Below are 14182 nucleotides of genomic sequence, written 5' to 3'. Positions count from 1 at the left end.
ATCGCCTCCAGATACCGGGAAGGCGGCGCAGGTGCGCCGCCCCCGGTCTCATTCGTTCCAATACGCCGTTAGGGACGATTAGACGGCGAACAGGAGCAGAAGGGCGATCAGCAGCGAGAAGATGCCCAGAGCTTCGGTCACGGCGAAGCCGAACACCAGACGGCCGAACTGGCCATCAGCAGCGGACGGGTTGCGCAGGGCGCCCGACAGGAAGTTGGAGAAGATGTTACCCAGAGCCAGGGCGACGAGGCCCATGCCGAGAGCGGCGATACCAGCGCCAATGAACTTTGCTGCTTCTGCTTCCATGACACGTGCTCCTAATTGACGTTTGTCAGCGTTGTCAGGCGGCCTTTGCGGCCACATGAGTTGGTGAGTTTAGTGAGACGGGTGAAGGGCGTCGTTGAGGTACATGCAGGTCAGCAGCGTGAACACATACGCCTGCAGGAACGCAACGAGGAACTCCAGTGCCGTCAGCGCCACCGTCATCCCAAGCGGGAGGACGGCCCCGAACATGCCAGCTGCACCCATGGCGCTCATGCTGACAACGAACCCGGCGAACACCTTGAGGGTGATATGGCCCGCCAGCATGTTCGCGAAAAGACGAACCGAGAGGCTGATCGGGCGGGAAAGGAACGAGATCACTTCGATCGGCGCGACAAGCGGCACCAGAGCGCCCGGCACACCCGCCGGAACGAAGAGGTGCAGGAAGTGCAGGCCGTGACGGGCGAAGCCATAGATCGTGACCGTCAGGATCACGAGCATCGCCAGTGCGAAGGTCACGATGATCTGGCTGGTGATCGTGTAGAAATACGGGAACATGCCGAGCAGGTTCGCGACTAGCACGAACATGAACAGCGAGAACACCAGCGGGAAGAAGCGCATGCCTTCCGTTCCGGCGCCGTTGCGCAGCATCCCGGCCACGAACTCGTAGCTGAGTTCAGCCATGGACTGCCAGCGGGACGGGATCAGGCCGCGGCTGGAAGACGAGAAAATCAGGAACGCCGCAGCGGTAATGACCGTCACCACCATGAACAGGGCGGAGTTGGTGAAGGACAGATCGATACCGCCGACCTCGATCGGGACGAGCGTCTTGATATGAAACTGATGGATCGGATCGTTCGCCACCGGTCAACCTTCGTTCTATCGTTCACAAAGCGCTGTTTGCGCGGGCTCTTAGTCGTCGCACCGCCGTCACGTCAAGTCACTTTCGGGGAGAATCCTGCGAAGACTCCTCAGAATCTTCATCTTTCCCACCCGGTGTGACCGGCTTGCGCCAGGCTTCCCCCTGCTCAGGCACCACTCCGGCCGACCTGAGCACGTTGAGAATTCCCGCACCAAACCCCAGCAGGATGAAAACGACAAGCCCGATGGGCATCGTTCCCAGCCACTGATCCAGGAGCCAGCCAATCATGCCGCCCGCCACGATACCGGCAATAAACTCCGATGAGAGCTTCATTGCCTGTGCCATGCCGGCCGTCGAACTGCGGCTCGCCTTTGCCTCTGCGCGTATTTCGCTTTGGCGGCGCTCTTCCAGCAGCTGATTGAGCTTCTCCCGTCGAGACGACAGGTCAGCTTCGGAAATTTCAGAGGATCCCTCTTTGGCATCCCCTTGTTGCGGCGAACGGTCCATAGGCCCCTCACTTTCAACAAAGGAAACGCCGGTCCTCCGTCGCCCCCTTAAGCCGGGCGCACAATAGTCGGCACCACCTGCCCTGTCAAGAACATGGGTTAGGAATTCAACTTATTGAAACGATTGATTTTTCCGCTTCCGTGAACAAGTTCCAGCGCGACTTTTCCGCGCCATTTGCCCTTGCCTTGCCACAGTTCGGTGCTGCGTCATACTGCGTCGCGGAATCGCTCTGCCGTTTCCAGGTCCACAGACACCAGCTGCGACACGCCGCGCTCGGCCATGGTGACGCCGAACAGCCGGTTCATCCGCGCCATGGTGATCGGGTTGTGAGTGATCACGACAAAGCGCGTTTCCGTGCGCCTCGCCATTTCTTCCAGGAGATCGCAGTAGCGCTCCACGTTGGCATCGTCCAGCGGCGCATCCACTTCGTCGAGAACGCAGATTGGCGCCGGATTGGTGAGAAACACGGCAAAAATCAGCGCCATGGCCGTCAGCGCCTGCTCCCCGCCCGACAGCAGCGTCATGGTCTGGGGCTTCTTGCCCGGCGGGCGGGCAACGATTTCAAGGCCCGCATCCAGAGGGTCATCGCTGTCCACCAGCTGCAGCTCCGCCGTGCCGCCGCCAAAAAGATGGGTAAAAAGCCGCTGGAAATGACCGTTGACGATCTCGAAGGAGGCGAGCAGACGCTCGCGCGCCTCACGGTTGAGGTTGGAGATGCCGGTCCGCAGGCGCTTGATGGCCTCGATCAGATCGTCCCGCTCGCGGGCAAGTGTCTCGCGCTGGGTGTCGATCTCCGCCAGCTCGTCATCGGCGCGCAGGTTCACCCCGCCCAACCGCTCGCGCTCGGCCTTCAGCCGCTCCAGCTTGCGCTCCATGCTTTCCGGGTCCGGCAGCGGTGCCCCTTCGGTGAAGCCGGCAAGCTCCGGCAATTGGATCAGCGGCACATCCAGCGCCTCGGAAATGCGGCCGATAACCGCCTCCACACGCTCCCGGGCAGCAGCCACGCGCTCTTCGGCGCGCACATGCCCTTCGCGGGCGCGGAACAGAACTTCCTGCGCCTCCCGCGCCATGCGGTCCACATCCGACAGGGACGCTTCGGCCTTCACCAGCGCGTCATCCGCTTCCTGCTTGGCGGCTTCCGCCTTGGCGATAGCGCTGAAAAGGTCGCGGCGGCGGATCTCGATGTCCTCAGGTGCCTCGATCAACTCCTGCCGCTCGTCCTCCGCTTCGCCCATGCGGGCGCGCAGCGTTTCGATCTGGGAGGTGGCATTGGCGGCGCGGCTGCGCCAGCTCTCATGCTCGCGGGCAATCGCCTCTAGCCGCCTGTCGCGCATCTGCTTTTCGCGGGCGATACTGTCGGCCATCACCCGCGCCTCGGACAGGGCGCTGCGGGCTGCGGCCAGCCGGGTGTGAAGCTGATGGATTTCCTCCGTCAGCCCGCCCGAATCTGGCAGTTCCTCCAGCCGTTCAGCCGCTTCCTCGACACGCTCAGCCGCTTCTTCGGCTTCGGCAGACAGGCGCCGTGCCAGATCCTCCGCGCCTTGCAGGCGCAGGGCCAGCTGGGAGAGCACCCGCTCTGCCGCCATCAAGGCCTCGCGAGCCTCGCTCAGGGCCTTCTGATGATCGCGCAGCTGCTGGCGCGCCGCCTGTTCCCGGTCTGCGGCCTGTTGCACCCGGGCAGAAGCGGCCTCCAGCGCCTCGCGCGCGGCCTCGACTTTCTCTCCGGCAATGTCGATTTCACCGGCCAGCGCCGCCAGACGGTTGCGCTGCGCCAGCCTCTGGGCAGCGGGCGTAGGGGCATCGGCAGCAACGGTAAAGCCGTCCCAGCGCCACAGGTGCCCCTCGCGGGAGACAAGGCGCTGGCCGGGCTTCAGCAGCGCCTGAAGCCGCGGGCCATCTTCAGCCGGAACCACACCGATCTGCGCCAGACGGCGGCGCAACCCGGCGGGAGCCTCCACGTCTGCTGCAAGCGGGCTTGCGCCGTACGGCAGGGGAGAATCACCGGCTGCTGCGCTTTCCGCCGTGCCGGCCCAGCGCACGGGCGCGCCCTCGTCCAGTGAGGCTTCCAGATCATCACCCAGCGCTGCGCCCAAAGCTGTTTCCAGACCTGGCTTCACGGTCATGCTGTCCACCACGGGCGCATGCGCCCCGGCGGCCACCATGTTGAGCACGCTTTCCAGCGTGCGCGCTTCGGTCTCCAGCCGCTGCAACACGCGCTCGGCCTCTGCCAGCGGCGCACGGGCGCCCTGCTCTGCCTCGCGAGCGCTGCGAGTGTTCTGCTCCGCCGCCTCCAGCCGCTCCTCAGCCTCCAGAACGGCGGCTTCACGCAGCTCCACCTCTTCGGCGCGCTCGGCCACACCGTCGGCGGCGTCCATTTCGGCCCGCAGCGCCTCATACATGCGTGAAGCATCCGCTGACTGAGAGCGCAGGCGCTCCGCCTTGCCCCGCGCTTCATCCAGCGCGCGCTGCATCTGCTGGCGCTGCGCGGTGACGCGCGCTTCGGCAGCGGTCTTCTCGTTGAGGACTTCCTCGAGATCCCGCACCGCGCGGCCCGCATCTTCCACCCGCTCGGCCGCCAGTTCAGCGCGTTCGGCGGCGGTTTCGCCCTCTTCCAGCAGTTCGGCCCGCTCTTCGGCCAGCCGCTCCAGAACCTCGCTGTTTTCCTCGATCATCCGCTCTTCGCGAGCAAGGTCCTCAGCCAGCTGAACCAGACGCCGGTTCAGGTCCACAAGCTTTTCGCGCACGCGCCGGTCTTCGGCGTCCAGCTCATTGCGGGCAATGACGAGCCGCTGCAGGGCGGCTCCGGCGCGGGCGGCTGCATCGCGGATCTCCGGCAGCCGGTGAGAGGCGATCTCCTGCGTCTTGGCCGCTTCCGTCTGGGCCTCCGCAGCCGCCACCACCTCGGCACGCGAGGCGGTGAACATGCGGTCTGCTTCTTCCAGCCCTTCACGCGCTTCATTCAGGCGCAAGTAAAGGATCGCCGCTTCCGCAGAGCGGATCTCCGCAGACAGGTTGCGGTAGCGGGCAGCCTGCCGGGACTGGCGGCGCAGGCTGTCGAGCTGGCCGTCGATCTGCACCAGCACGTCTTCCAGCCGCTCAAGGTTCTGCTCTGCAGCGCGCAGGCGGATTTCCGCTTCGTTGCGCCGGCTGTGCAGGCCCGAAATGCCGGCCGCCTCTTCCAGGATCTGCCGGCGGGAGGTGGGCTTGGCGGAGATCAGCTCGCCGATCTGCCCCTGGCGCACCATGGCCGGTGAACGCGCGCCGGTAGAAGCATCGGCGAAGAGCAGCTGCACGTCACGGGCGCGCACATCGCGCGAGTTGATGCGGTAGACGGACCCTGCCTCGCGTTCAATGCGCCGGCTGACTTCCAGCATGTCGCTGTCGTTGAATCCAGCAGGGGCCTTGCGATCGGAATTGTCGAGGAACAGCGTCACTTCCGCCGTGTTGCGGGCCGGGCGGTTGAGGCTGCCGGAAAAGATCACGTCATCCATGCCGGAGGCGCGCATGTTCTTGTAGGAGTTTTCCCCCATCACCCAGCGCAGTGCCTCGACAAGATTGGACTTGCCGCAGCCATTGGGGCCGACAACGCCGGTCAGCCCGTCGCCGATGACGAATTCCATCGGCTCGACGAAGGACTTGAACCCGGCCACGCGCAGCTTGTTGAACTTCACGCCGCGCCTCCAACGGTGAGGAGGAGGAAGCTATTGTTCTGATGGCAAGCCAGCGCCTCCCCACTCACCCAACGTGGGGAGGGGGGCAAAGACACATCCGCAAAGCCTTGGCGACGCAACATCACCGCCATGGCAAAACTCCCCTCCTCCGGCCAAACGGCCGGGCAGGCAGAAGCCATTACCCTGTCGAGCATTTCTGTCACGCGCATGCGCCCCCGGAAAGATGCCGCCGGCTCAAGGCCGGACAGCAGAGGGACATGGCTCCCCAGCCATGCCCTTTGGCGCAGACTCCGGCTGACGAGGGGCCACCTTGTCAAGGAAAAGCCGCCTCTGCACGCCCGAATCAGACCGCCAATTGCGGGAATAGCGGGGAAAACGGCAATAAAACACCCCGCCGCAGGCTGGCTGCGGCGGGGTGGAAGCTGAATTTTGCCCTGAGCTCAGAGATACTTCTCGATGACCTTGGAGAACTCGTCGAAAGAGGATGCTCCGACAATACGCTCGCCATTGACGAAGAAGGTCGGGGTCGAGTTGACGCCAAACTCCTTGGAGGCCCGCTCCTGCACGGCGGTGATGCCATCCAGAAGCTGCTGGTTGCCGAGGCAGGCTTCGAAGCTTTCCTGCGTGAAGCCGAGCTGCTTGGAGAAGTTAAGCATCGAATTATACGGGTCCTGCGTGAAGGCCCAGCTGCGCTGGTCGGCGAACATGGCTGACAGGACGTCGAAATATTTGTCCTTCGGCGCACAGCGGGCCAGCATGAAGCCGCCGGAGGCAACGGGATCCAGCGGGAATTCGCGCATGATCATCTTGGCCTTGCCCGTGTCGATATACTGCTTCTTCAGCTCGGGCAGAGTGTTCTTGTGGAAGTTGGCGCAATGGCCGCAGGTCAGGGACGCGTATTCGATGATGGTCACCGGCGCATCTTCGTTGCCGATCACCATGTCACCGAGGGGGCCCGGCTCCATCAGCTTCGCAACATCTGCCGATTGGGCAAAGGCCGGGACGGAGGTTGCCAGGGCGGCGGCAAAGGTGGTTGCGGCGGCGCTGGCCAGAAGCTGTCTGCGGGTAAGGTTCACGATCATATCCTGCCTGATACTGTTTGGCGGTCGCAGTCATGTGCCCGCTTGCAAGGGACACGTCAACCGGACAGTGCAATTGTGGCAGCAGTGGGAAACACACGTGTCCGTGATGTCGAAAGACTGCCGCAGCGGCAGAAAACCGCATGGGAAGCAGAGACGCGTCCTGCTGGCGGCCCTGTTCAGCTGCTGGAGGAGCGGGCGATGACCTGCTTGCCAAGGGTCTCCAGCGCCTGGCGCAAGCCCTTGTGCTCCAGCCCGTCCAGCTTTGCATCCAGCTTTCTCTGCTCGTCGTCCGTCAACGCACGCAGAACAGGCCGCTGCTTTTTCACAGGCACAGTCACGGGCTTTTGAACAATGCGGATGCGGCCGACCGCTGCCCAGCCGAAATATGCGTTGATGCGCTCCAGCACGATGGGCATGTCATGGGTCAGCATCAGCGCCGTTGCACCATCGGTGTTGACCACGAGCGTTGCGGGCTCCGGCACGCCCGAACCATCCCGGTCCGGCGTACGCGGCCAGATCAGACGCTCGGGCCGCACTCTTTCGCCGTAACGCTCGCCTACAATATCCGGCCAGCTGGCAACCAGATCGGCCGAGGCGAAGCCGCGCTTGCGGAAGACAGGCTCCATCGCCTTGCCAATCAGATCGGCAAGCGGGCGCGACTGCACCCGTCCCTGTCTGCCCGATCCGCCCAAGCTGCTCATCACTCTGCCCAGTTCACCTTGCTGCGGGCGCACTGTGCCCGCATCTGCCTCGCAAACTCCTCCCTGCAGTTTGCGCCGAAATCAAGACCAGCAGCTTAACGTCAGAATACCGCGGCATTTTCACCCGCTTTTCCCCAGCTCCCGCACTTGGGCAGCCTTGATTTACCGCCAGTCCCGGCCAAGCTTTGCGCCATGGACGCATCAGCCCCTCCCCTTCCGCAGGCAAACGCTGCCGCTGCACGTGCGCAAGAGCTTCTTGCCTGGTATGACCGCAACGCCCGGGCCCTGCCCTGGCGTGTGCCACCGCATGAGCGCGCCGCCGGTGTCGTGCCGGATCCCTACAGGGTGTGGCTGTCGGAGATCATGCTGCAACAGACCACCGTCGCAGCCGTAAAGGATTACTTTCTCGCCTTCACCGCCAAGTGGCCAAAGGTCACGGATCTGGCAAACGCTGAAACCGATGACGTGATGAAGGCCTGGGCCGGGCTCGGCTATTACTCCCGCGCCCGCAACCTGAAGGCCTGCGCCGAAAAGGTTGCCTTTGAACTGGATGGCCGCTTTCCTGAAACGGAAGAAGGCCTCAAGGCGCTGCCGGGCATAGGCCCCTATACGGCTGCTGCCATTGCCGCCATCGCCTTTGACCAGCGCGCTGCCGTGGTGGACGGCAATGTGGAGCGCGTTCTGTCGCGGCTGCACCTGATCGAAGAGCCTCTGCCGGGCGCAAAGCCCGCCATCCGTGCGGCGATGGATGCCCTGACACCGCCTGACAGACCCGGCGACTTTGCTCAGGCCGTGATGGACCTTGGCGCCACCATTTGCACCCCGCGCCGCCCCGCATGTGCCCTGTGCCCCTGGAGCGCGCCTTGCAAGGGCCGCCGCCAGGGCATCGCCGAAACCCTGCCGCGCAAAGCTGCCAAAGCGGAAAAGCCGACGCGGCGGGGCGCGGCTTTTGTCATGCTGCGGGAGGGCGATAGCGCTCTGGCGCTGCGCAAGCGCCCGCCCAAGGGGCTTTTGGGTGGCATGGCCGAAGTGCCCGGCACGGTCTGGAGCACGGATTTTGCCGAAGAAATGGCGCTTTCGTCCGCCCCCCTCAAGGCCCTCTGGCACCAGCATCTGGGCGTTGCCACCCACACCTTCACCCACTTCCATCTGGAGGTAACGGTTTACAGCGCCACATTGCCCGCAGGCACGCCTCTTCCCGAGGGCTGCTGGTGGTCGGTACCCGGCGATTTGGAAGGTGAAGCCCTGCCGACCGTAATGCGCAAGATCATCTCGCACGCGAGGCGTTAGAGGCCGAGGACCAGGGCTATTTTCCCTGATTGATCAATACTTTAAGATTCTACTTGCTTTTTCCATGCCGTCAGGATTGATCGCGCACCATTTCGCGTCGATCAGAAAGCTATCGGCACATGTTCAAGCATACGATGAAGGACGTTTTCACCCCTGCCGAATGTGCAGAAATCATAGCCCTCGCCGAGAATGTGGAGATGAAGGACGGGGGCTTGGTCGGCGGCATACAGCACAACATCCGCCGTGCAAGAATCTCCTGGCTCGATGATCAAGGCAGCGCTGCCTTCGTCATGAACCGCATTCTGGAGACGGTGGCCACCGCCAACCGCGAGGCCTTCCAGTTCGACATCACCGATTTTCAGGAGCGGCTGCAGGTCGCCGCCTACGACGAAACGGATGAAGGCCACTATGACTGGCACTCCGACATTGGCGATGGCGCCATCGCCCGCCAGCGCAAACTTACAATTGTCGTCCAGTTGAGCCAGCCAGACCTCTACACCGGCGGCAGCCTCGACCTTGATCTGGGCAGCGCCAAATGGTCGGCACCGAGAGAACAAGGCTCTGCGACGCTTTTTGCCAGCTTCATGCTTCACCGGGTTACCCCGGTCTCCAGCGGACGCCGCTATTCATTGACATGCTGGTGTCACGGTCCATCATTCCGTTGATGCGTCTCCATACCGCGGCACAGGAAAAACTGCATTTTCACAACCGCAGGGACTGGACACAAAACATAGAACCATTCTAATGTAGATCCAGTTCAACCCCGCTGAATGAAGTGAGTCTCATCATGAAGGGCAATCCCAAGGTCATCGACTGCCTCAACGAGGCCCTGTTCCTCGAACTGGGCGCCATCAACCAGTATTGGCTGCATTACCGCTTGCTGGATGACTGGGGCTATACGCGCCTCGCCAAGAAGGAGCGCGCCGAGTCGATCGAAGAGATGCAGCATGCGGACAAGATCACGTCGCGCATCATCTTCCTCGAAGGCCACCCCAACATGCAGAAGCTGGCTCCCCTGCGGATTGGCCAGACCATCAAGGAAGTGCTCGAGTGTGACCTCGCCGGCGAATACGACGCCCGCACCTCCTACGCCAAGTCCCGCGAGATCTGCCGCGAGGAAGGCGATATCGTTTCCATGCAGCTGTTCGAAGAGCTGCTGAAGGACGAGGAAGGCCACATCGACTTCCTCGAAACCCAGCTTGAGCTGCTCGGCCGCATCGGCGAAGAGCGCTACGGCATGCTGCAGGCAGAACCGGCCAACGAAGTCGGCGAATAAGTATCAGGCCCCAGAGACCCAAAAGAAGCGCGCTGGCCCAGGCCGGCGCGCTTTTTTGTTGGTGCAATTCTGTTTCCGGCAAGCCAGCCGCCCACACCCCGCCATCCCGGACGCAGCGAAGCGAAGATCCGGGGCCCGTCATACCAAGGCTTTCGATGCTGACGCATCACGCCTTGAAAAGGCTCAAGCGCCGCACGGGCTTAACCAGCTCTCGATGAGTCGTGCTCATCGAGAGCTGGTATCAGGCGGTCACGGCCCAGGCCACCCGACAGATCCCGGCACAAGGCCGGGACGGCGCAGGTGGATACTCAGAGGAAACAACTCGAGCCGCTTACGCGGCGCCATCTCAGCTTGCGCGCTTACGCGGCGCCATCTCAGCTTGCTCGCTTACGCGGCGCGGGTGCAGGCATGCCCTGGAGAACTTCGGCGCGGACGGGGCGCGGCGGGGAGAAGAGATGCCCCTGCGCCATGGATACATCAAAGTCCAGAAGCTCCAGAACCTGCGACTCCGTCTCCACATGCGAGGCAATCAGCGTCATGCCGTAGCGGTGCAGCAGATTGCCGAAATCGCCCGGATGGATATGCCCGTGCTCGGAGCTGCGGCGGCCAATGAGATAATCCGCATGCAGCTTGGCATAACGGAAACCTCGCTCGGCCAGTGACTTGAAGTCCATCTTCAGGTCATGGATCTGGTCGATAGAGAAATGGAAGCCGATTTCGGCCAGCGCGCCGATGCTTTCCATCTCGACAACGCCCATCTGCGCCACATCATCCTGCGTGAACTCGAGGATCAGCAGATCGCTGAAGCTCTTGTTGTTGCGCACGAACTCCAGGAAACCGGGGAAGAACGTCTCGTCTGCCAGCGAAATGGAGGAGACGTTGCAGAACAGCGCCGCATCGCGGTTTCGTGTTGTCAGGCGGCGGATCACCTGCACGGAGCGGAAAAGCAGCAGATTGTCGATGCGCGGGATCAGGCCGGAGCGGATCGCCTCCGGCAGGAAGACGGCAGGCTCCAGAACCTGATCGTTGCCATCCCTCAGGCGCGTGAAGGCTTCGTAATATTTTACCCTGCGCTGCGGCAGGGTGACGATTGGCTGCAGGAAAAGATCCACACGGTTGGCATTCAGCGCCGAGCGGATCATTTCACGCATGGCCGGATCGGCCTTTTGCGAGACAGGGGCCTGCGGCTGGAATGCCGGACGCTGCGGCTCCGGCTCGTTGCGGAAGCCAGACTGCTCGAAACCGCCGAACACAGGTTCGATCCGCCCGCCGGGCATCTGCTCCGGCTGGTGCTGATGCAGCGCATGCTGCGGCTCGTGCTGGCGCTGCGGTTCGGGAGCGTGATGCCCCTGATGCTGCGGCTGATAGGCTGGCTGCTGCGGGGCAGCATAGCCCTGCGGCTGCTGCGGCGCTTCCTGGTAGTAGGGCTGCTGATACTGTTGAGGCTGCTGGGGAGCAGCCAGCTGCGGCTGCATGTGCTGCGGCACCGGCTCATAAGGCTGGCCGTGATACGCAAGCCCCTGTGCGGGAGCCGGGCCGCCAATGGCGCGCTGGTCCTCGATGCGGGTTTCCATGTCAGACATGGCTTCGGCCATTTGCTTGACCAGCGTGCCCAGCACCTCGATCTCCGCAAACAGCGGATCGATTTCCTCGCGCGTGCGGCGCGGAATGGTGTGTTCAACTCCGGTCAGGCGGCCCTCAAGGTTGTTCACATCCTCGTCCAGCTCAAGCAGCCGGTCTTCCAGACGCTCGACAACGTCGCTGACTTCGCCACGGTCACGGCCGCGGCCCAGCACAACCTGCACCACGATCATCGTGCACATCAGCGCAAGCGACAGCGACAGCGCTTCCCCCGGCGGACGGCCAAACTGATAAACGAGCACAGCAGCGGCCGACAGGGCAATTACGCCCATGCAGATCAGAATGATGATGGTCGCTAAACGCCCCATGCCTTTGGCCGCACTACCCCGAATCAATACTCTGTTAACGATTTTGCCCGAAAGCCACGGCAGTTCCGACTCTCAAAGCCAGCCTTTACGGGGAAAACTTTGCCTAGTTCTGTTTAAAGCGCATTAATAATGGTTAACGGACTACCCGGAAGCCCCGCTTGCCAGGCCCGGCGAAAAACCCTTGCAATTCCGCTCAGGCTCCATAGCCTTCTCATGGAGGGGCTGAGATGGGAGGCCCGCAATCTCTTGAACCAGGAGGAGATTGGCGGAGGTGGAAGGCCAGCTAACGAAAGACAGAGAGCCGCAGTCCGGTGCCGCGCCACCCGGGCCGAGCAGTGATCCGCCCGGCACCCCAGCGGAGACGGAAGACGTGATCTGCCGGGATATCATCCGCCTCACCTTGCACAAGATCACGCAAAGCCCGGAATTTGCGGCCTCCATTCAGCTGCGGCAATTTCTGACATTCGTGGTTGAAGCCTCGATCGCAGATCCTCCCGTGCCTCTGAAGGGCTATACCATCGCCACGCAGGCGCTGGGACGGGACGACAGCTTCAACCCGGCGACCGACCCGATTGTGCGGGTCGAAGCGGCGAGGCTTCGCAAGCGCCTTGAGGATTATTATGAGGGCACCGGTCACAACGACCCTGTCCGCATCATCATCCCCAAGGGCAGCTATCAGCCCGGTTTTCATCCTCTCACACAGGAGGCGCGAAAAGCGGAAATGCCTGGCGGCAAGGAACCTGTCCCTGCCATTCCGGAGGCCCAGCCAGCCGGCGAGGCAGCACCTGCGCGCCCTCTCGACGGACAGCACTCCCTCACCGCAACGCTGCCATCCAGCACAGACAAGCCGGGCTTCCCGGCGTTTTTGCTGCATCCAGCAGTCTTCTTTCCGCTGATGGCTCTTGCCTTCGCTGCGGGCTTTGCAGCGGCCCGGCTGTAGGTGCAGCGAAGCAGAAATCGCAGAGGCATCAACAGCCTGCAGCAGCCGCAAATTTTCACGAGCTATCAAAGCCGTCACTATTTGCGCCTCTGACAACGCTTTGTTTACCACGTTTGCACAACACTCCCCTGACAGTTCAGACAAGACCTGCCTGAAGAAATCTGACAAGAGCGGGAGTAACCCGGGGATGGGGAGCCTTCCGGACCTCATGAGGTCCATTCATGTGCGCGTTCTTGACGCAAACCCGGCGGATGCAACACGTGCAGCCACCGTTTGTGCGCGGTTGAGCAGCCCCGTCGCCGAGCCGCTGGTCTATTCCGACCCGCGCCAGTGCCTCGATGCGCTAAGCGACGCTTCGGCCGATGTGCTGATCATCGACATCGAGACTGCCGGTGGAGACGAGGCATTGGCCCGTTTCGCAGTGCGCAGCCCCGGCGCGATCATCATCGCCACCAGTTCCCACGGCTCTGTTACACAGGCCATGAATGCCATGCGCGCAGGAGCGCATGATTTCATCGCCAAGCCCTTCACGCTGGATGCACTGCTCAGCAAGGTGCAGGCTCAGCTTGATGGCCGCCGTCCGCAAGTGCAGCCCCAGGCCGCACGCCGTGACACCCCGGCCATGCGGCAGCTGGACCCGGCGTCCCGCGTGCCCATCGGCCGCTTCACCGGCACCTCGCAACTGATGACGGGCGTCTACAATCAGATCGGCCGCCTTGCGCCGTCCGATGCTCCGGTCTTCATCACCGGCGAGTCCGGCACAGGCAAAAGCCTGTGCGCCGAAGCGATCCATGTTCTGTCCGGCCGCGCCGGCAACCGGTTTGTCGCCATCAACTGCGCCGGGCTTTCGGTGGAGCGGATCGATACGGAGCTGTTCGGGGATGGCAGCGAGGCCTATCCGGGCGCTGCGGCGCAGGCCGCCGGCGGCACACTGTTCCTCGACGAAGTGAACGAACTGGACCTGTCGCTGCAGGCCAAGCTTCTGCTGCTGCTGCAGGACAAGGGGCTGGCGAAGTCAGAAAATGGCACTCCGTCCAGCCTGCGCATCATGTGCTCGTCCAGCCGTGATCCGCTGGCGGAAGTCGCCACGGGCCGACTGCGCGAAGACCTTTATTACCGGCTGAACGTTCTGCCCGTGCATCTGCCGCCCCTGCGCGAGCGGCGCGAGGACATCCTGCCACTGGCACTGGAGTTCCTGATCCGCTTTGCCGGAGAGGACCGCAGATCCTTCCGGGGCTTTGATGCCGATGCGGAAGCACGGCTGGAGGCCTATGCCTGGCCCGGCAACGTGCGCCAGCTGGAAAACACCATCCGGCAGATCGTCGTGATGAACAACGGCACGGCGGTTACCTATGACATGCTGCCGCATTTCATCCGCGAAAGCTCTGCCCGCGCCCGCCTCGGGAGCGATGAAGCCCGCGAGCGCCGCCGCCCCGCACGCGGCGCCCGGCCGCTGGCTGCCATAGAGCCCCTGTGGGCGCAGGAGCGGCGGATCATCGAAGATGCGCTTGACGCCTTTGACGGCAATATCGCGCTTGCTGCCGCGGCGCTGGAGATCAGCCCCTCGACCATCTACCGCAAAAAGCAGTCCTGGTCGGAACGCACTGCTGCCATGTAAGCGCAGGCGGCGCGGCGCAAGCCCC

Annotated in this window: 12 protein-coding genes; 5 read left to right on the top strand and 7 right to left on the bottom strand. The window is 63.1% G+C overall.

Features of this window, described 5'->3' with window-relative positions; translation table 11 throughout:
• Positions 1–78 precede the first annotated feature (78 nt).
• The 6 genes from V6L75_RS03385 to V6L75_RS03360 all read right to left on the bottom strand — a co-directional run bounded on the left by V6L75_RS03385 (position 79) and on the right by V6L75_RS03360 (position 7084).
• Positions 79–306, bottom strand: coding sequence for a F0F1 ATP synthase subunit C (locus tag V6L75_RS03385; protein WP_019963171.1), 228 nt, complete (start codon positions 304–306; stop codon positions 79–81).
• Between the two features lie 69 nt (positions 307–375).
• Positions 376–1125, bottom strand: coding sequence for a F0F1 ATP synthase subunit A (locus V6L75_RS03380; RefSeq protein WP_050472015.1), 750 nt, complete (start codon positions 1123–1125; stop codon positions 376–378).
• A 76-nt stretch (positions 1126–1201) separates the two neighbouring features.
• Positions 1202–1630 (bottom strand): AtpZ/AtpI family protein, encoded by a 429-nt coding sequence (locus tag V6L75_RS03375; protein ID WP_058897858.1) that lies wholly within the window; start codon positions 1628–1630, stop codon positions 1202–1204.
• A gap of 206 nt (positions 1631–1836) precedes the next feature.
• Positions 1837–5301, bottom strand: coding sequence for a chromosome segregation protein SMC (gene smc / locus V6L75_RS03370; RefSeq protein ID WP_334250115.1), 3465 nt, complete (start codon positions 5299–5301; stop codon positions 1837–1839).
• Between the two features lie 440 nt (positions 5302–5741).
• Positions 5742–6383, bottom strand: a complete 642-nt coding sequence (locus V6L75_RS03365; RefSeq protein ID WP_334250114.1) for a DsbA family protein — start codon at positions 6381–6383, stop codon at positions 5742–5744.
• A gap of 176 nt (positions 6384–6559) precedes the next feature.
• A complete protein-coding gene (locus V6L75_RS03360; RefSeq protein WP_334250113.1) occupies positions 6560–7084 on the bottom strand; it encodes a DUF721 domain-containing protein in 525 nt (174 codons plus the stop codon).
• Between the two features lie 192 nt (positions 7085–7276).
• On the opposite strand from V6L75_RS03360, the gene mutY reads away from it, so the two are divergent.
• The 3 genes from mutY (at position 7277) to bfr (ending at position 9650) form a co-directional block, all read left to right on the top strand.
• Positions 7277–8374, top strand: a complete 1098-nt coding sequence (gene mutY, locus V6L75_RS03355; RefSeq protein ID WP_334250112.1) for an A/G-specific adenine glycosylase — start codon at positions 7277–7279, stop codon at positions 8372–8374.
• Between the two features lie 119 nt (positions 8375–8493).
• A complete protein-coding gene (locus V6L75_RS03350) occupies positions 8494–9039 on the top strand; it encodes a 2OG-Fe(II) oxygenase (protein WP_334250111.1) in 546 nt (181 codons plus the stop codon).
• A 122-nt stretch (positions 9040–9161) separates the two neighbouring features.
• The gene (gene bfr, locus V6L75_RS03345; RefSeq protein ID WP_019963179.1) at positions 9162–9650 is read left to right on the top strand and encodes a bacterioferritin; all 489 of its coding nucleotides are present in this window, start codon (positions 9162–9164) and stop codon (positions 9648–9650) included.
• 374 nt (positions 9651–10024) lie between these two features.
• Here the strand turns inward: bfr and V6L75_RS03340 are convergent, their stop codons facing one another.
• On the bottom strand, positions 10025–11599 hold the full coding sequence (locus V6L75_RS03340) for an EAL domain-containing protein (RefSeq protein WP_334250110.1): 1575 nt from the start codon (positions 11597–11599) through the stop codon (positions 10025–10027).
• Between the two features lie 370 nt (positions 11600–11969).
• Between V6L75_RS03340 and V6L75_RS03335 the strand changes: the two genes are divergently transcribed.
• Both V6L75_RS03335 and V6L75_RS03330 read left to right on the top strand, forming a co-directional pair.
• Positions 11970–12539: a hypothetical protein gene (locus V6L75_RS03335; RefSeq protein WP_334250109.1), complete on the top strand. Its 570-nt coding sequence runs from the start codon at positions 11970–11972 to the stop codon at positions 12537–12539.
• A 208-nt stretch (positions 12540–12747) separates the two neighbouring features.
• Positions 12748–14157 carry a sigma-54-dependent transcriptional regulator gene (locus V6L75_RS03330; RefSeq protein ID WP_334250108.1) on the top strand — a complete coding sequence of 470 codons (1410 nt, stop codon included), beginning with the start codon at positions 12748–12750 and terminating at the stop codon, positions 14155–14157.
• Positions 14158–14182: the final 25 nt, after the last annotated feature.

Source organism: Pannonibacter anstelovis, assembly GCF_036881715.1.
Lineage (GTDB): Bacteria > Pseudomonadota > Alphaproteobacteria > Rhizobiales > Stappiaceae > Pannonibacter > Pannonibacter anstelovis.
This window is presented reverse-complemented; position numbering and strand designations above follow the sequence as displayed.

Bases quoted from the DNA above. Each gene is read 5' to 3' on its own strand.
- V6L75_RS03385 (WP_019963171.1), bottom strand. From the start codon at position 306: ATGGAAGCAGAAGCAGCAAAGTTCATTGGCGCTGGTATCGCCGCTCTC.
- V6L75_RS03375 (WP_058897858.1), bottom strand. From the start codon at position 1,630: ATGGACCGTTCGCCGCAACAAGGGGATGCCAAAGAGGGATCCTCTGAA.
- V6L75_RS03365 (WP_334250114.1), bottom strand. From the start codon at position 6,383: ATGATCGTGAACCTTACCCGCAGACAGCTTCTGGCCAGCGCCGCCGCA.
- V6L75_RS03360 (WP_334250113.1), bottom strand. From the start codon at position 7,084: ATGAGCAGCTTGGGCGGATCGGGCAGACAGGGACGGGTGCAGTCGCGC.
- mutY (WP_334250112.1), top strand. From the start codon at position 7,277: ATGGACGCATCAGCCCCTCCCCTTCCGCAGGCAAACGCTGCCGCTGCA.
- V6L75_RS03350 (WP_334250111.1), top strand. From the start codon at position 8,494: ATGTTCAAGCATACGATGAAGGACGTTTTCACCCCTGCCGAATGTGCA.
- bfr (WP_019963179.1), top strand. From the start codon at position 9,162: ATGAAGGGCAATCCCAAGGTCATCGACTGCCTCAACGAGGCCCTGTTC.
- V6L75_RS03340 (WP_334250110.1), bottom strand. From the start codon at position 11,599: ATGGGGCGTTTAGCGACCATCATCATTCTGATCTGCATGGGCGTAATT.
- V6L75_RS03330 (WP_334250108.1), top strand. From the start codon at position 12,748: ATGAGGTCCATTCATGTGCGCGTTCTTGACGCAAACCCGGCGGATGCA.